This window comes from Mangrovimonas sp. DI 80, from assembly GCF_001975575.1.
Classification (GTDB): Bacteria; Bacteroidota; Bacteroidia; order Flavobacteriales; family Flavobacteriaceae; genus Mangrovimonas_A; species Mangrovimonas_A xylaniphaga.
Genome location: NZ_MSDT01000002.1, coordinates 1,141,912 through 1,160,652 on the forward strand (window position 1 = coordinate 1,141,912; position 18,741 = coordinate 1,160,652).

Annotated in this window: 12 protein-coding genes; 7 read left to right on the top strand and 5 right to left on the bottom strand. The window is 39.8% G+C overall.

The window, feature by feature from the left end; all coding sequences use genetic code 11:
* Nucleotides 1-32: 32 nt before the first annotated feature.
* From BKM32_RS05610 to BKM32_RS05630, 5 genes are all read right to left on the bottom strand, one after another.
* Entirely contained in the window at nucleotides 33-1,637 is a 1,605-nt protein-coding gene (locus BKM32_RS05610) for an SGNH/GDSL hydrolase family protein (RefSeq protein ID WP_076662892.1), read from the bottom strand.
* Between the two features lie 21 nt (nucleotides 1,638-1,658).
* Nucleotides 1,659-4,439: a TonB-dependent receptor gene (locus BKM32_RS05615; RefSeq protein WP_076662893.1), complete on the bottom strand. Its 2,781-nt coding sequence runs from the start codon at nucleotides 4,437-4,439 to the stop codon at nucleotides 1,659-1,661.
* Between the two features lie 204 nt (nucleotides 4,440-4,643).
* Nucleotides 4,644-6,491, bottom strand: a complete 1,848-nt coding sequence (gene glmS, locus BKM32_RS05620) for a glutamine--fructose-6-phosphate transaminase (isomerizing) (protein WP_076662894.1) — start codon at nucleotides 6,489-6,491, stop codon at nucleotides 4,644-4,646.
* A 6-nt stretch (nucleotides 6,492-6,497) separates the two neighbouring features.
* Nucleotides 6,498-8,219: a DUF4270 domain-containing protein gene (locus BKM32_RS05625; protein WP_076662895.1), complete on the bottom strand. Its 1,722-nt coding sequence runs from the start codon at nucleotides 8,217-8,219 to the stop codon at nucleotides 6,498-6,500.
* Between the two features lie 11 nt (nucleotides 8,220-8,230).
* A complete protein-coding gene (locus BKM32_RS05630) occupies nucleotides 8,231-9,040 on the bottom strand; it encodes a glycogen/starch synthase (protein WP_053976852.1) in 810 nt (269 codons plus the stop codon).
* A gap of 112 nt (nucleotides 9,041-9,152) precedes the next feature.
* Here BKM32_RS05630 and panC point away from each other — a divergent pair, with 112 nt between their 5' ends.
* The 7 genes from panC (at nucleotide 9,153) to ileS (ending at nucleotide 18,737) form a co-directional block, all read left to right on the top strand.
* Nucleotides 9,153-10,001 carry a pantoate--beta-alanine ligase gene (gene panC, locus BKM32_RS05635; protein ID WP_076663065.1) on the top strand — a complete coding sequence of 283 codons (849 nt, stop codon included), beginning with the start codon at nucleotides 9,153-9,155 and terminating at the stop codon, nucleotides 9,999-10,001.
* Nucleotides 10,002-10,013: 12 nt separating this feature from the next.
* Entirely contained in the window at nucleotides 10,014-10,364 is a 351-nt protein-coding gene (gene panD, locus BKM32_RS05640; protein ID WP_053976853.1) for an aspartate 1-decarboxylase, read from the top strand.
* 9 nt (nucleotides 10,365-10,373) lie between these two features.
* Complete coding sequence (locus tag BKM32_RS05645; protein ID WP_076662896.1) at nucleotides 10,374-11,327, top strand: lysylphosphatidylglycerol synthase transmembrane domain-containing protein; 954 nt, start codon at nucleotides 10,374-10,376, stop codon at nucleotides 11,325-11,327.
* Between the two features lie 39 nt (nucleotides 11,328-11,366).
* Nucleotides 11,367-12,509 (top strand): alpha/beta hydrolase, encoded by a 1,143-nt coding sequence (locus tag BKM32_RS05650; protein ID WP_076662897.1) that lies wholly within the window; start codon nucleotides 11,367-11,369, stop codon nucleotides 12,507-12,509.
* 87 nt (nucleotides 12,510-12,596) lie between these two features.
* Nucleotides 12,597-13,766, top strand: coding sequence for an alpha/beta hydrolase-fold protein (locus BKM32_RS05655; RefSeq protein ID WP_076662898.1), 1,170 nt, complete (start codon nucleotides 12,597-12,599; stop codon nucleotides 13,764-13,766).
* A 111-nt stretch (nucleotides 13,767-13,877) separates the two neighbouring features.
* On the top strand, nucleotides 13,878-15,239 hold the full coding sequence (gene radA / locus BKM32_RS05660; RefSeq protein ID WP_076662899.1) for a DNA repair protein RadA: 1,362 nt from the start codon (nucleotides 13,878-13,880) through the stop codon (nucleotides 15,237-15,239).
* Between the two features lie 93 nt (nucleotides 15,240-15,332).
* Nucleotides 15,333-18,737, top strand: a complete 3,405-nt coding sequence (ileS, locus tag BKM32_RS05665) for an isoleucine--tRNA ligase (protein ID WP_076662900.1) — start codon at nucleotides 15,333-15,335, stop codon at nucleotides 18,735-18,737.
* Nucleotides 18,738-18,741: the final 4 nt, after the last annotated feature.

The window sequence follows — 18,741 nt, forward strand, 5'->3', positions numbered from 1 at the left end:
GTAGGCGTTTTTTATGAAAATTCTTAGCTATTTTATTGAAGGGTAGGAGCGTAGTTTGTTGGGAAGTTTCCTATATCTACTAAATTTCCTGAGGCTTCAAAATTGGAACCGTAAGTTTGGTCGATGGCCTTAAGGAAGGCATTTGCTATTGCAGCGTAACCCCTTGAGGTAAGGTGTACACCATCCAAAGACATGGCACCTCCGGTAACCAAATTGGCGCTTAAGGTAAAATCACCATCTGTTAAACCTCCGTTGGCCAATTGGTACAACATAGCGTTGGCATCAACCATTGCTAAACCGGCTGCAGAGGCCGCCGCTTGAATTGTTGCGTTAAAACTATTGGTGGCAGTGGCTATTTCGGTTTGCTCTGTTGGAATCAATACCCATTTATCTTCCAATGGTAAGGTGATCCCCTCTACTGAAAACTGTCCAGCTAAAGCTTGAGGTAATCCTTGCGCCATTAAAGCTCCTGCATAGGAGGTGTTCACTGTACCAATTACAGTGCTACTTGTCAACACAAATAAGTCATTTTCGTTGGCCTGTCTTGTCTGTCCGTAGGTTTGACCTAATAAAGCCGCTACCAATGGAGCTGCTTGTTCAGGCAATCCAAATTGGCCTATAAAGGCAGGGAAAGTTGGACTGGCCATTAAGGCTCCCGTGATGGTAGATGAAATATCTTCTAAACTTTCGTCCTTAATCACCACGGCACTTGCTTCTGTTTCGGAAAACACAATGGCTCTTTCAGGAGCTCCGATAGCTACATAAACTTGGTTTAAAGCACCAAAAATAGCATTCAAGGTTGGAATTTGAGGTCCGAAATCAGGGTTAGATGGATCCAGCGGATTGTAAGGTACGGTTGTAAAATGTGGAATTGTTGTGATGTCTGGAATGTTTGCAACCACCCCTTTGGCACCTCCTGATGTTAGGGTTGTTACCAGAGTAGAGATAGCATAATCAAATGTTGCTTGATCTGTGATAGGTGAAGACCCATCGGCGCCACTTAAAGCATATCCCAAAACGTCATTGTTTCCTATCCACATAGTAAAGAAGGATGGGTTTTGAGCCAAGGCCATTTCAATAACACTTGCATCTGGAGTGTCCCCCGTCATTCTTACGAAATAAGGATTGGCCAATCCTGCTGAAAGGTTGGCTATATTTCCATAACCCGGAGCCAAAAGATGAAAACTTTTCGCCCCTGGAACTCCCATATTGTTGAAAGGCCCGGTTGGATTGTTGGTAGCAATATCTGTAGTTACGGTTACTGGTCCAATCACCGATTCTAAAGGTACTGGTCCAGCTCCCCCAAACACCAATCTTGGGGAGGCAATGCGGTTTCCTGCTAGGGCCAACCCTCCGTAATTGTCGTTCATTAAGGGTTGAGTGAAAGTTCCGCCACCGGCTAAACTGAATTGTGAGGCCAAAATGTTAGGATAGGAATTTTCTTGAGAGGCTATAAATAGGGCTCCATCGGTATAACCAGAGGTTAATGAGTTTCCTAAAGAAACGTAATTTGAAAAATCAGCTTCTCCTGCGGTCAATTCCGGTAGGGGTTTTGTAGAAGGAGCTATTGTGTCGTCACTGTCGCAGGCCATGAATCCTAAGGAAATGGCGAGCAACCATATATATTTTGTATTCATATTAATGATGTTTGCTAATTGTTATAGGTTGTTGATTGTCCATGAAACGTAGTACATGGATCCTATGTATCCAGTACCAATGGCAGTAAAGTACTCATCGCCCAATAGGTTTGTGGCGCCAGCTTTGAAGCTAGATTTGATAGATGGTACTCTATAGTTAACTTGGGCATCCAAGGTGTGGTATGCTGGAATAGCGCCGTCACCAAAGGTTGCTTGCCAGTAGTAATCATCGCTCCATCTCCAAGCAATGTTAAATCCAAAGTTTTTGAACAAATCGGTATGCCCAAAAGACGCTTTCACTTTATGTTCTGGCGTGTTGAAATTGGTTCTGAAATCTGGATAGGCTGCTTGATCAAAATCTTGTTTTGTATAAGTATAGCTTCCTCCTAAATCGAAATCACCGAATATTTTGGTTGAAACCCCAAGGGAACCACCATAAGAATTTACATCAGCTTTTGAATTGGTGTATGCTTGGTAAACCTTGTAATCACCATTAGCAATGGCGGCAACAGAAAGTGTGTTGTCTCCAACTTCACCGTAAAGTGGTGCTATCACATTTTCACTAGAGATAAAGTCTTTGTACTTATTGTAGTAAACGCTGAAGTCAATGATATTCTTTTCCAATTTACCACGGTACCCAACTTCAAAAGAAGTTACACGTTCTGGTTTTACTAAGTCTGGATTTCCTATTTCTAAAAGGGCAGGGTTGCCTGCTAGTGCAAAGGCTTGTACGGAAGATGCTGAATAGGAGTTGTTATAAGCGGCAGCTCCTGTTTGCGTAATATTAGAAGGTTGTCCTAACAATTGTCCCGAAGCGCTTACAGCATAATCTCTGGTATAACGGTCTAGGTTATCAGGTGCAGCTCCCACCAAAACGGCGCGTCCCGCGTCCAACCCAATGAATAAATCCTGTGTAGTTGGGTTTCTGAATCCTGTTTGTACAGATGCACGGATGTTGTGGTCTTCATGCAATGTTAAACCAGCTGATAATCTTGGCGATAGGAATCCATCAAAGAATTCTGATTTGTCATAACGAATAGAGCCTGTTAGCTTTAAGGACATATCGTTGTTGAACTTGAAAAGCTTTTGCATTTGTGTATAGATTCCAAATTCGGAATAATCGATAGCTCCGTCATAATCGGTATAGATAGTTCCAGAAGAATTAAGACTGTACTTTCTGTAAGAACCTCCTACTTGAATTTCAACTACATCCCATAAATGTGTGAAGTTGTAGTTGGCATCGGCATGGTAATATTTGGAAGCATCCTGGAATTTAGACCCCGTGCTTAAGTTTGGATCGCTGATACTTCTGTTGAAAGCCGCTTGGAATTCAGGAGAACCTGGTTCATATCTTCCGGTGTCGGCTTGGGCACGGGCAATAGCATGGGCTTGCTCATTTGTTGCTCCAGCCAAAGCAGCCTGTACATAGGTTCCTGTATATTCTCCAAACCAAGTTTGGTCATCTTTCCAAGCTCTATTGATGTTGATTCCCGTGAAAACCATATCGTAAGAATCTCCGGCTTTATCTGAAACCACATACCCTCTAACAAAGAAGTTGTTGTTGCGAACTTCCAATTTGTGTTGTTGCTGGAAGAAGTTATCAATTGTATATCGGTTGGTTCCTTGATAAATGGTAGAACCTGTTCCAATTTTACCAACATAGGCAATTTCGAAGTCATCGGCCATTGGTCTGAAGTACAATCCCCAGTCGGCTTTAATGCTTTCTGCATTATAATCGGTTAAATCCCGTTCTTCATATCCTGTTCTACTTACGTCTACAGAAGGCACTAACGATTCGGCACCACTTGGAAGAATTCCCAAGCCAACCAATGCTAAGGCCACGTCTCTAATGTCTGTAGAAACTTCATCTCCATAAATATTGTAACCATCGTATCCAACACTTGCTCTAGTGTCTCCTGTACCCGGTTTTCCTTGGTAGTTGTTCGCTACCCAATCCGTTCCTTTTAACCAACCAAAATTTACTTTGGCTGCAAACTTATCACTGAATTTGTAAGCTGCTCTTATTCCAGCGTCTCTGTAGGTGTTATCTCCTGCAGCATCTTGCGAAGTAATTCCTTGCTTGTAGTACCCACTAATTCCATGGTGATCAAATGGATTTTTACTACGCATGAACAAAATACCATTGAAGGCGTTAGCTCCGTACAAAGCCGAAGCAGCACCAGGCAATAGTTCTACACTTTGGATATCGGTTTCATTCATCCCAACCAAATTCCCTATTGGGAAGTTAAGGGCAGGTGTAGAGTTGTCCATGCCGTCTACCAACTGCATAAAGCGGGTATTGGCGAAGGTGGCAAAACCTCTTGTGTTGATAGCCTTAAAGGTTAAACTGTTGGTGTTAACGTCTACACCTTTCAAGTTTTCAAGTCCGTCGTAAAAATCTGCAGAAGCGGTATTTTTGATTTCCTTTAAACCAAAACGTTCCACTGTAACAGGGGATTCGAAAATACGTTCCGGAGTTCTGGAGGCGGAAATAACAATTTCGTCCAGTTCTGTTCCTTCGGTTAAAATAATGTCTATAGTTTGAGGGTTGGTAGTAATTTCTTTAGTGACACTTTGAAATCCAACGCTACTTACTTGGATGCTAAATGGAGGTTGTTGATTGACAACAAAGGAATAATTTCCGTCAAAATCCGAAATGGTACCTTCGGAGGAACCAAGAGCTATAATGTTGGCTCCTGGAAGCGGTTGGCCGTTGTGGTCGGTAATTTTTCCTGATACGGTAGTTTGTGCAAACGAAAAGGCACAAAAAAGCAGCATAAGAATCTTAGGGAGTGTTTTCATTATTAAGAATTAGTTATTAGTGGCGCCAATATATATAAACTTTGAGAACTTACAATGAAGAATTATCAAAAAACTATGCATGCATAGTACTTTTTGATAAAAAAGACCTATTTGTAATGGGAAATAGATAAAAAAAGCCTCTAAAAATGCATAATTCATATTGCATTTTTAGAGGCTTTTAAGTTCTAGACCTTAGAGTTTGTATTATTCTACGGTCACCGATTTTGCTAAATTTCGTGGTTGATCCACATTTTTACCTAGCATTACGGCTATATGGTATGATAGTAATTGAAGCGGAATGGTGGTTAACAATGGTGATAAAGACTCTAAAGTTTCAGGAACTTCAATGACGTGATCTGCCAATTCCTTAACACTTTCGTCTCCTTCCATAACGATTCCTATAATTTTTCCTTTTCTGGATTTAATTTCCTGAATGTTGCTTACCACTTTTTCGTAATGCCCCTTTTTGGTAGCGATTACAACTATTGGCATGTTTTCATCAATTAAGGCAATTGGACCGTGCTTCATTTCTGCAGCCGGGTAGCCCTCAGCATGGATATATGAAATCTCTTTTAGTTTAAGAGCACCTTCCAAAGCAACCGGGAAATTATAGCCTCTCCCTAGGTAAAGACAGTTTTTGGAGTCTTTATAGATATCGGCTATTTTCTTAACAGCTTCATCTGTTTCCAATGCCTTTTGAACTTTTTCAGGGATAAGTTCCAATTCAATTAAATGATGTCTGAAATCGGAACTCGAAATAGTGCCTTTGGCTCTTGCCAATCTAAGGGCAATTAAAGACAGCACAGTAATTTGGGTAGTAAACGCTTTTGTAGAAGCCACCCCAATTTCAGGTCCTGCGTGGGTGTAAGCACCAGCATCGGTTTCTCTTGCAATAGAGGAACCTACAACATTACAAACGCCAAATACAAAAGCCCCTTTAGATTTTGCTAATTTAATGGCTGCCAAGGTATCTGCTGTTTCACCGGATTGGGAAATAGCAATCACGATATCCTTCTCTGTAATGATAGGATTTCTATATCTGAATTCCGAAGCATATTCTACTTCAACAGGAATTCTGGCCAAATCTTCAAAAATGTACTCGGCAACTAAACCGGCATGCCATGAGGTTCCACAGGCTACAATGATAATTCTCTCTGCATTGAGGAATTTTTTCATGTTGTCCTCTACACCGGCCATTTTTATGATGGCTTGGTCTGTTAACAAACGTCCTCTAAAAGTATCCAAGATAGCACTTGGCTGCTCATAGATTTCCTTAAGCATGAAATGAGGATAACCTCCTTTTTCAATTTGCTCAAGGTTTAATTGTAATTGCTGAACATAAGGATCAACCTTTGTGTCGTCGTAAATTTTACGGATTTTGATATCCTTGTCACGACGAATAATTGCCATTTCCTCGTCTTCAAGGTATACTGCATTTTTGGTGTATTCCAAGAAGGGGGACGCATCACTAGCAATAAAGAATTCGCCTTCACCAATACCTATGGCCAATGGGCTTCCTAATCTAGCAACAACAATTTCGTTAGGTTTAGTCTTATCAAAAACAGCAATGGCGTAAGCACCGATGACTTGGTTTAAGGCTACTTGAACAGCTTTACCAAGTTTCAGGTTTTCTTTTTGCATTACGTCCTCAATCAGGTTTACCAATACTTCGGTATCAGTATCCGATTTGAAAGTAAACCCTCTTTGAATCAATTCTTTTTTAAGGGATTCATAGTTTTCAATGATTCCGTTATGAATGATTACCAAATTCCCTGAGTTGGAAAGGTGGGGGTGCGAATTGACATCGTTTGGAACTCCATGGGTTGCCCAACGAGTGTGGCCAATTCCTAAAGTCCCTTCAGTAGTAATTTCCCGAGCGATACGATCTTCTAAATCGGTAACTTTTCCTTTGGTCTTGGAAAGTTTGATATCGCAGTTATCAAAAAGTGCGATACCAGCACTGTCGTATCCTCTATATTCTAAACGTTTTAGTCCTTTTATGATAATGGGGTGGGCTTCACGGTGCCCAATATACCCTACAATGCCACACATAATGTTTTAGTTTTCTGGTTCTGTATAAAAAATCTCCAAATATACCTTTTTGTCCTCATCCGGCGTATTGTTTCCAAAAAGTACGGTTCCCCTTGGGGAAAGGACAGAGCTTACGGGTACTTTAACGTCGTCTGCAGTAAGCATCTTTGCTTGATTGGTTGGTAGACCAGTACTGCTATTAACTTCTAGGTTTACGTTGGTTGAAACCACTAAACCTAATTTTACATTTGTAGAGTCGTTTTCTATAAGGCTTTTTACGTGTTCCGTAATTCTAAGTTTGTATTTGATTCCTTCACCATCAGCTTCATCATCCACGCGCTCCAATTTACCTAAGTGATTGGTTCTTGAATACAGAGGCGAAGTGGTGCTTGCAAGATCTCCTAAATAGTCAGCCAAATATCTTTCATTGTCAATATCGTAAAGATAAATACGATCTGGCTCTTGACCATTCACTTGAGATTGATCTACGTGGAAAACAAGATTAGCTTCGTTAATTAGTCGTCTTCTTTTTACAAACTTTCCTTCTTCGTCTGTTTGAGCAAAGAAGTTTTTAAAGTTTTCAAAAGTGTTATCACTTTCGGTATTTTCATCGATATTTTCACCATCAAAAAGTTTGATGATTGCCATGGAACCTTGCCCTCCTTTTAGGTACAGTTTTTCATCTCCATCCAATTCATCTCCATCTAATAACGGAAGGGTGAAATTATTTTCGAAGAAGTTAACACGATTTCCTGAAAACGTTAAGGTATAACTGGCTTCAATTCTGTCTCCATCCTCAACACTTGGATCTTTGGTGTAATAAATGGTGATGTTTGCGGAAGTTGAAGACATGTTCAACATAGACATATGACCCGATTCGCCAATTGCTTCAACTTTAAAATAAATACCTCTAAAATAGTTGTTGAAATTGTTGGAGTTGCTCAAAACAGCGTCTCCTTCTTTAGCAATGATTTTTTCGTTCCAGTAGGTTGGATCCAATTTTACTCTAAGGGCCGGTGCTAAGCGCTCGGTTACTTCGTATTCAGGTTCCTCTCCTTCGGCTACTTCATCATCGGAAGGCTCTGTTAGGATAATCTGTGTTTCGCTAGGTTTGAAATTATCAAGAACAGATGGCTCTGTGTCGCTTAAAAGTTCAGCAATAGGTGTTCCTTCCAAGGAAGCAGGGTCTATCATTTCAGTAAGCGAAGTAGCGCCATTTGAATAGTAACGTTGACTTTCGTTAAATTCAGAATTTGGATCAAATCCTCTTAGGAAATAGTTGCTTTCATAGAGTGATAATTTGATATGAGCATCACCGAAAATAGAATCCAACTCATAAGTGTTGCCACCTTCATCTGCAGTTCCTGTTACGGAGCTGTAGAAAGGAATGGTCATTACAACAGAGTCAATTTGGGTACCTTCCCCAAAACTTGGATCTGAAGTGGATTGAGCCAATTGGGTGACAAAACTTGCCGTTGTGCGTCCATAAGTAGGGTCGTCATAGATTCCCAAAAGGTTGGACGGTAAATTATTGGATTGAACGGGTCTAAACTGAGCGCCTTCTCCTCCAAGTGCCCTATTGTAAGTGATTACATCGTAAAGGCTTGTTTCTGAATTGAAATGGGAGTTGTTATCGCTGTTGATAAGGTCCGAATCCAGAGTGGAAAAATCTTCATTACAAGCAATGGTAGCCAAAGATAGTGCTGCCAGTACCGCAATGTTTTTTAGGGCAATTGTTTTCTTTTTCATGTAAGCGATTCTTATTTTAAGACTTCGGTAGTGTAAAATTCGGTGTAAGGCTCCATAAATTCGTCTGGAGCATAGTACTCAAGTACCGGTTTACCGCAGGCTTTAAGATATTCGGTCAATTCGTCAGGAATAACAGCCGATCCTTTTATCAAGGCATCAGAGTGGTCTATAGCCACTTTCATGATGTTGGAATAATTAGGCGTTTCCAAGACTTTTACCAGATCTTCATCGATATTGTCGAATTTTACTTTGTTGATCATTTCTTTATCTAACGTACCTTCGAAGCTTTGATTGTATACCGAAGTTACAATTTTACTTTCGTTAAAAAGTGGTTCGTTCTTGTAAAATTCTTTTAAGTACAAAGGAAGCAAAGAAGCCATCCATCCGTTAACATGGATAATATCTGGTGACCAATTGAGTTTTTTTACGGTTTCTATCACCCCTTTTGCGAAAAATATGGCGCGCTCGTCGTTGTCAGGAAACAGCTTTCCTTCCTCGTCTGTCAAGGTTGCTTTTCGCTTGAAATATTCTTCGTTGTCAATAAAATAAACCTGAATACGTTCCTTAGGGATGGAGGCCACTTTAATGATAAGTGGCATGTCTAAATCGTTTATTACTAGATTGATACCAGAAAGACGGATTACTTCGTGCAATTGATGTCTTCTTTCATTAATGTTACCATATCTAGGCATAAATATTCGTATCTGGCCTCCTTGTTTGTTTACCATTTTTGGAGCTTCAAATGACATCGATGAGATCTCTGTTTCTGGTAAATATGGTACAACTTCGGAAGACACATACAATATTCGCTTATCTTTCATAAAATAGGTTCGATTTAGTAAATTAGAAATAAAAAACATGCAAAATTACAAAATTTTATGCAGATTGCCAGTAAAATATTAGTTTTGCACGCTGTTAATGTTTTGTTGTCACGTGAGAATTTATCATAAATCCAGTGAGTTAAAAAGCACTGTCGAGGAACTAAAAACCCAGAAGCGTAGCATTGGAATGGTGCCTACCATGGGAGCTCTGCATCAAGGACATCTGTCCTTAATCAAGCAGGCATTGGACGAAAATGACGCCGTTGTGGTGAGTATTTTCGTAAACCCTACCCAGTTCAATAATCCAGAAGATCTTGAGAAATATCCAAGAATGTTGGAGACCGATGTAGAGCTGTTAAAACAGCTTAGCAACGATATTATGGTGTTCGCGCCTTCGGTGGAAGATATCTACGGAACCGATGTGGAGTCAACATCTTTCTCTTACGATGGCTTGGAGCATGAAATGGAAGGTCGTTTTAGGGACGGACATTTTGACGGTGTTGGAACCATTGTAAAACGTTTGTTTGAAATTGCTCAGCCTGACAATGCTTATTTCGGAGAAAAGGATTTTCAGCAGTTGATGATCATTAAGAAGCTTGTTGAGAAGTATGATATTCCAGTAAATGTCGTTGGATGCCCTATTTACAGGGAAGATGACGGTTTGGCTATGAGCTCTAGAAACATCCGTTTGACACCAGCTCATAGAGAGGCTTCGCCATTTATCTACAAAACCCTGCAAGCTGCCAAAGTTAAGTTTGGCACAGAAAGTGCTAAAGCAGTAACCGATTGGGTTGAAAGTGAGTTTGCTGCCAACGATTTGTTGGAATTGGAATATTTCATTATTGCAGACGAACAGACCCTGAAAACAATTACAGAAAAAACTAATTCAAATACATATCGCGGTTTTATAGCCGTATATGCGGGAGATGTTAGACTTATAGACAACATCGCCTTAAATTAATATTTTTGCCTCATGCAAATTCACGTAGTAAAATCTAAGATTCATAGAGTTAAATGTACAGGTGCAGATCTTAATTACATTGGTAGTATTACCATTGATGAAGATCTTATGGAAGCCGCCAACATAATCCAAGGAGAAAAAGTTCAAATTGTGAACAATGATAATGGTGAGCGATTGGAGACCTATGTAATTCCTGGACCTCGCAACAGTGGTGAAATCACCTTAAATGGGGCGGCAGCCCGCAAGGTAGCTGTTGGTGATACATTGATTTTGATTACCTATGCTATTATGGATATTGAAGAAGCTAAAACCTTCAAGCCAGCATTGGTGTTTCCAAACGAAGCCACTAACTTGTTAAACTAAATCCCGAGATTGAATTCAAAGCTTAAAACCATTCTTAAAATAACATTGCCATTATTGTTGGGTGTTGTTTTAGTGTGGTATTCGCTGTCCAAAATTTCAGTAGGGGAACTCATTTTACATTTTAAAAAGGCAAACTATTTTTGGGTTGCCTTAGGAATCCTATTTGGTTTTTTGAGCCATTTATCTCGAGCTTACCGTTGGAAGTTTTTATTGGAACCCTTGGGGTATTTCCCTAAAATGCCCAATAGGATAATGGCTGTATTTGCAGGTTATTTGGTAAATTTTACCATTCCAAGGGCTGGGGAAGTTACTAGGGCAACCGTGTTAACCAATTACGAAGGCGTGCCTTTTGAAAAGGGATTCGGAACTATTGTCTCAGAACGAGTGGCCGATCTTTTGGTGCTGCTTTTAATTATACTCACAACCCTATTTTTGGAATTTGAATTCATTTATAATTTTTTCATACAGAAATTTGATACCGTTAAGGTGCTTTCAGCTGGAGCCTTGCTGCTTGTTTTGGGATTGGGGCTGATTATCTACTTTAAAAATGGGAAGTCGCAGTTTGCGGTCAAGGTGAGAACATTTGTGGTTGGTTTGATAGAAGGCGTGTTGAGTATTCTCAAAATGAAGAAAAAGTGGGCCTTTATAGGGCATACTTTGTTCATTTGGATCATGTATCTTTTAATGTTCTATGTGACTTCGTTGGGAATAGAGGAATTACAGCCTATTCCATTAGCCGCCATTTTGGTTGGATTTATTTCTGCAACTTTTAGTATCGCGGCGACAAATGGCGGGATTGGATCTTATCCTGAAGCGGTAGTTCTGGCCTTTATGCTTTTTGCGTTACCGGAAGACCCTAGCAGGGCTTTCGGATGGATTATGTGGTCCACGCAAACACTCATGCTTACACTTTTGGGAGGAATATCTTTAATTTGCCTTCCAATCTATAATAGAACCAAATAATTTTATAAATTGCCGTAACAATATAAATGAAGGAAAATTATGCATAAGTTTTTCATGCTTTTGGTATTTGTTTTGGGCTATCAAACACTACAATCCCAGGTATTGTTCGAAACAATGGAATCGTCCATTTTAGGGGAAAGTAGGGAATTGAAAATCCAATTGCCGTCCGATTACAATCCTGAAGACAAAACAGAGTATCCAATCATTATCGTTTTTGATGGGGATTATCTGTTTGAACCAGTTATTGGTAATGTAAATTACCAATCCTATTGGGGGGAAATGCCAAAATGTATTGTGGTGGGGATCAATCAGGCGTCAACTAGAGAGGTGGATTTCTTTTATGATGACGAAACTTATTTTCCAGCGCATGAAGGTGCACGATTTTTTGAGTTTGTTGGGGTAGAGTTGATTCCTTATATCGAAAGTAGATACAAAGCTTCCAAATTTAGAATTGGCGTTGGACATAATTTAAGTGCTAACTTCATGAACTATTATGTGTTCAAGGAATATCCTATTTTTAGGGCTTTTGTAGAGTTTAGTCCAGATTTGGCGCCTGAAATGGCCAGTCGTTTGGAGCAACGTTTGAACAATATTCCTATTGATACTTTCTTTTATTTGGCCACTGCGGAAAACGATTTAGGGAATTTGAACAAAAGTATTGTCAATCTGGATAAGACTTTGGGTGGTATTGAAAACCCAAAGTTGCATTACCGTTTTGATAATTTTGATGATGCCAACCACTATTCTTTGGTAGGTTTGGCAATTCCAAAGGCCATGAACCAGATATTTTCTTTGTACAAACCCATCAATAAAAAGGAATATTCAGAGCAAATGCTTACTTACGAAGGCTCTCCTTATGACTATTTGATGAAGAAATATGACGATATTAAATTGTTCTATGGTTTTGAGAAAAAGGTTGTGGAAATCGATTTAAAGGCTACCGCTGCGGCTTCCAAGAAAAAGGACGATATGGAATCTTTGAAAAATGTTTCCAAACTGGCCAAAAAGGAATACCCAGATTCTATGATTAGTGCCTATTATCAGGGTATGTATTATGAGGAGTATGGCGACTTGAAAAAGGCTTTACAGTATTACCAATCTGGATTGTTGTTGAATGAGTCCGAATACATCGACAAAGACATGCTTTTGGAGAAGGTTTACGACATCAAAGACCAGAATTAATACAAATAATTGCAGTTCATCGATTTTTTTTAGCAGGTTAACTATTTTTTTGGTATGTTTACTATCCTAATCCAAACCTACTAAACGATGAATAGAAATCTACTTTTTGTCTTAGCACTACTTTCCTTTAGTGTTAGTTTTGCTCAGGTTACCCGAGAAAAGTTTGAATCTAGAAAGCTAAATACTACTCGTGAAATAAAAATCAAACTTCCAGCAGGTTACGATCCAAGTTCCCCTTTAAAACACCCGGTTATTGTGGTTTTTGATGGGGATTACCTTTTTGAAGCCGTTGCTGGGCAAGTGGCTTTTCAAACTTATTTCGATGAAATGCCCAAGTCTATCATCGTTGGAATCGAGCAAGGTAAGCAGAGATTTTACGATAGTTACCATGATGAAGTAACTGGAATGCCAATTGAATCTGGAGAGAGATTCTATAGATTCGTGTCAGAAGAATTGTTACCGTACATTGATAGCAAGTACAATACTAGTAAGTTTAGAGTGGCCGTAGGTCATAACGTGATGGGGAACTTTATCAACTCATTCTTGTTGAGTTCAGATCCAATGTTTCATGCCTATGTAAATTTAAGTCCTGATTTTAAGGGCGAAATGAAGGAAAACGTGGTGAGCCGCTTGAAGTGGATTGACGAGGAAATTTTCTATTACATGGTTACCAGTGATCATGATTTAGCCCCATTAAAGGATAATATTCGTGAGGTAAATGCTAACCTTCAGGGAGCAAAAAACAATTCATTGACTTATTATTTTGACGAGTTCAAAGGAGATACACACTATATGTTGGTGACAGGAGGAATTTCAAAAGCCTTGGATAAAATATTCGAATTGTATAAGCCTTTGGATGAAAAGGAGCTTAAAGAAAAAGTATTCCCTTATGAAGGAACTTTGGATGATTACATTGTAGATCGCTACAAAAGAATTGAAGAACTTTTTGGAATTTATAAGCCTATTACCGAAGAAGAATTTGAAAAAATTGTGGCTGTAGCAGAGCAACGCGAGGATGTGGAATCATTAGAGAAAATTGGGAAATTAGCAGATAAGCAGGATCCTAATTCCTCTTTGGGAACATATTATTTAGCATTGTATGCCGAAAAAATGGGGAAAACCAAAAAGGCGGTTAAGTTGTATGAAACGGCTTTACAGTTGAATGACATGGCGCATATAGACAAAGATTTTATCTTGTCAAAAGTGGAAGATTTAAAGTTTGTGGCAGAAGAAGTAGAGGAGGAAGGAGAAGATTAAAAATATAGAAACCAATACCAATCACTCAATTATGTGCAGTCCCCAATACCTTGTGTTGGGGATTGTTTTTTTGCGGAGATTTATTCCTTATTTTAGCCTAAATTTCTAGAGATGGCCAAGATAAAAACTACGTTTTATTGTCAGAATTGTGGAAGCCAGTATTCAAAATGGCAGGGGCAGTGTACTGCTTGTAAGGAGTGGAACACCATAGCAGAAGAGGTGCTTCAAACTCCTGAAAAGAGTGATTGGAAATCACCTGCTTCAGCTTCGGTAAAACGTGCGGCAAAACCTTTGCTTATCAATGAAATTGACGCTTCACAAGACGCTCGGATTGATGTTGTTGATTTGGAGTTTAATCGGGTATTGGGAGGTGGCTTGGTGCCTGGATCCTTAACGCTTTTGGGTGGGGAACCTGGAATTGGGAAAAGTACACTCCTACTGCAAATGGCCTTGCGCTTGCCTTATAAAACACTTTATGTATCTGGAGAGGAAAGCCAAAAACAGATAAAAATGCGTGCCGAACGCATCAATCCAGTCGCCAGTAATTGCTATATTTTAACTGAAACCAAAACGCAAAATATCTTCAAACAGATCGAAGATTTGCAACCGGATGTTGTGGTGGTAGATTCCATTCAAACACTTCATAGTGATTATATAGAATCTTCTGCAGGAAGTATTTCCCAAATTAAGGAATGCACAACTGAGCTCATCAAATTTGCTAAAGAAACGGCTACACCAGTGATTCTTGTGGGACATATTACCAAAGATGGACATATTGCCGGTCCTAAAATTTTGGAACATATGGTGGATACAGTGTTGCAGTTTGAAGGTGACAGAAACCATGTGTTTAGAATTTTGCGGGCCAATAAAAACCGTTTTGGATCCACTAACGAATTGGGGATTTATGAAATGCAGGGAGCAGGTCTAAGGGAAGTTAGTAATCCATCGGAAATTCTTATTTCTAGAAAGGATGATGAACTCTCTGGTAATGCCGTGGCAGCTACTTTGGAAGGGATGCGCCCCTTGATGATTGAAGTGCAGGCTTTGGTAAGTACTGCGGTTTATGGGACGCCACAGCGTAGTGCCACGGGGTTTAATGCCAAACGTCTCAATATGTTATTGGCGGTCTTGGAAAAACGCGCCGGTTTTAGGTTGGGGGCCAAAGACGTCTTCTTAAATATTACGGGAGGCATCACCGTTGATGATCCTGCAATTGATCTTGCGGTGGTTGCAGCCATTTTGTCTTCAAACGAAGATGAAGCGCTGCCAAAAGACTATTGTTTTGCGGCCGAAGTTGGCCTTTCTGGTGAAATTAGACCGGTGCAACGTGTGGAACAACGCATTCTTGAAGCAGAGAAACTAGGATTTTCTACCATTTTCGTATCGAAATACAATAAAATTTCACTGAAAAAAACGGCTATTAAAATTCAGTTACTTTCCAAAATCGAAGACTTGGTAGGCTTTATTGTGTAAGAGGCATTTTCAAGGTGACCATTTTCCTCCAAATAGCACGGCTATTTCTCTAAAAATCATTAATTTCGCAGGTCCAAAAGAATTAATGACAATATGAGTACGAAATTCCCTGAATATAAAGGTCTTGACTTACCTAAAGTAGGCAATGAAATGTTGGCCTACTGGAAAGAACATTCCATTTTTGAAAAAAGTGTCACGTCTCGAGACAACGCAAAACCTTTTGTGTTTTTTGAAGGGCCTCCGTCGGCAAATGGTCTTCCTGGAGTACACCACGTTTTGGCACGTGCTATCAAGGATATCTTTCCTCGCTACAAAACAATGAAAGGGTTTCAGGTAAAAAGAAAGGCTGGATGGGATACTCATGGATTGCCAATCGAGTTAGGTGTTGAAAAGGAATTGGGAATTACCAAAGAGGATATTGGAAAAACTATTTCAGTAGAAGATTATAATGCAGCTTGTCGTAAGGCGGTGATGCGTTACACGGATGTGTGGAACGACCTTACCGAAAAAATGGGGTACTGGGTGGATATGGATGACCCATACATCACCTACGAACCAAAATACATGGAAAGTGTATGGTGGTTGTTGAAAGAAATCTATAATAAGAATTTATTATACAAAGGCTACACAATTCAGCCGTATTCTCCAAAGGCAGGAACTGGGTTGAGTTCCCATGAGCTGAATCAGCCGGGGACCTATCAGGATGTAACGGACACCACAATCGTAGCCCAATTTAAAGCTAAAGCAGAGTCATTACCTGAGTTTTTGCAAAACGAAGGAGATATTCACTTCCTGGCTTGGACGACTACACCTTGGACTTTGCCAAGTAACACGGCTTTAACTGTTGGGCCAAAAATTGACTATGTGTTGATTGAAACGTTTAATCAATACACTTTTGAGTCTATCAAAGTGGTGCTTGGAAAACCGTTGGTTGGAAAACAGTTCGCAGGGAAGTACATAGTTGCCGAATCTCAAGCAGATATTGATAGTTATTCAAAAGAAAATAAAAAGATTCCTTATCGTGTGATTAAGGAATTTAAGGGAGCAGATTTAGTAGGGATTACCTATGAGCAGTTATTGCCCTACGCGTTGCCACATAACAATCCTGAGAATGCCTTTAGAGTGATTTCGGGAGATTTCGTGACCACGGAAGATGGTACAGGAATTGTACACACCGCGCCAACTTTTGGTGCCGATGATGCCATGGTAGCTAAACAAGCGACTCCAGAAGTGCCGCCAATGTTGGTAATGGACGAGCAAGGGAATTTGGTGCCGTTGGTGGACTTGCAAGGGAAGTTCAGACCAGAAATGGGTGAGCATGCTGGGAAATATGTGAAGAACGAATATTATGCCGATGGTGAAGCGCCAGAGCGTTCGGTAGATGTTGAGATTGCCATCCGTTTAAAAGAAGAGAACAAAGCCTTTAAGGTTGAAAAATACAAACACAGTTACCCTAACTGCTGGAGAACTGATAAACCAATTTTGTACTATCCTTTGGATTCTTGGTTTATCAAGGTGACCGATGTGAAGGAGCGAATGTTTGAATTGAACGAAACCATCAACTGGAAGCCTAAAGCTACAGGAACAGGGCGTTTCGGAAATTGGTTGGCAAATGCTAATGACTGGAACCTGTCACGTTCTCGTTATTGGGGAATTCCATTGCCAATTTGGAGAACTGAAGATGGCAAGGAGGAAATCTGTATTGGTTCTGTAGAAGAATTAAAAGCTGAAATGAAACGTGCTATTGATGCTGGCGTTTTGGCGGAAGATATTTTCAAGGATTTTGAAGTAGGTAACAACGATGATGCTAACTATGCAAAATTAGATTTACATAAAAACATTGTGGACCAAATCACTTTGGTGTCGGCTTCTGGTAAGCCAATGAAGCGTGAAAGCGATTTGATAGATGTTTGGTTTGATTCTGGATCGATGCCATATGCACAGTGGCACTATCCTTTTGAAAACAAAGAGAAAATTGATGCCCATACCTCTTTTCCTGCCGATTTTATCGCGGAAGGAGTAGACCAAACACGTGGATGGTTCTATACCCTTCATGCCATTGCAACGATGGTATTTGATTCGGTGGCTTATAAGAATGTTGTGTCCAACGGACTTGTGTTGGATAAAAACGGACAGAAAATGTCCAAGCGTTTAGGGAATGCCGTGGATCCATTTAAAACTTTGGCCAATTATGGGGCAGACGCCACGCGTTGGTACATGATTTCCAATGCCAATCCATGGGACAATTTGAAATTTGACATTGAAGGCGTAGAAGAGGTAAAACGTAAATTCTTCGGAACACTTTACAATACCTATTCTTTCTTCACTTTATATACCAATTTGGATAACTTCACCTATAGTGAGACGGATATTCCTTTGGAAGAAAGACCAGAGATTGACCGTTGGATCTTGTCTGAATTACATACTTTGATTCAAAAGGTTGATGAGTATTATGCCGAGTATGAGCCAACAAAGGCGGCCAGAGCAATTTCAGACTTTACACAGGATTACTTGAGTAACTGGTATGTGCGTTTAAGTAGAAGACGTTTCTGGAAAGGCGACTACCAATCCGATAAGATTTCGGCTTACCAAACCTTGTACACCTGTATGGTAACCTTGGCGAAACTTGGAGCGCCGATTGCGCCATTCTACATGGATAAAATTTACCAGGACTTAACAAAAGTGACACAAAAAGAAAACTTTGAAAGTGTACATTTGGCGGAGTTCCCTGTAAGCGATCCTGCTTTTATAGATAAGGAATTGGAGCGTAAAATGGAGAGTGCACAAACTATTTCATCTTTGGTCTTGTCATTACGTGCCAAGGAAAAGATAAAAGTGCGTCAGCCATTGCAAAAAATCATGGTTCCTGTAAACAGCGAGCAACAAAAAACTGAGATTTTGGCGGTTGCAGACTTGATTACTTCTGAAGTAAATGTAAAGGAAATCGAAGTTTTGGAAGATGCTTCTGAGATTTTGGTGAAGCAGATCAAGCCTAATTTCAAGGTTTTAGGTCCTCGTTTTGGAAAAGATATGAAATCCATCGCTCAGATAATCAGTGGATTTACGTCTGAGGATATAAAAAATATGGAGCAAACAGGGGAGGTAAATGTTGAAATTAATGGAAAAAGTATTACATTAGAACGTTCTGATGTGGAAATTACCTCACAAGACATCGAAGGTTGGCTTGTAGCAAACGAAGGTGCTTTAACAGTTGCGTTGGATGTTACAATCAATGAGGAATTGAAAAAAGAGGGTATCGCCAGAGAGTTGGTAAACAGAATACAAAACCTAAGAAAAGATTCAGGATTTGAGCTTACCGACAGGATTGCAGTCCACTTGCAAAAGGATGAACAGATTAGTAATGCGGTAAAACAAAATATTGACTATATAAAAACAGAGACGTTAACAGATCAATTGGAAATTTTAGACATTGTAACCGATGGGATTGAGATAGCCTTTGATGATGTAAATACCAAACTGTTTATTGAAAAATTATAAGATT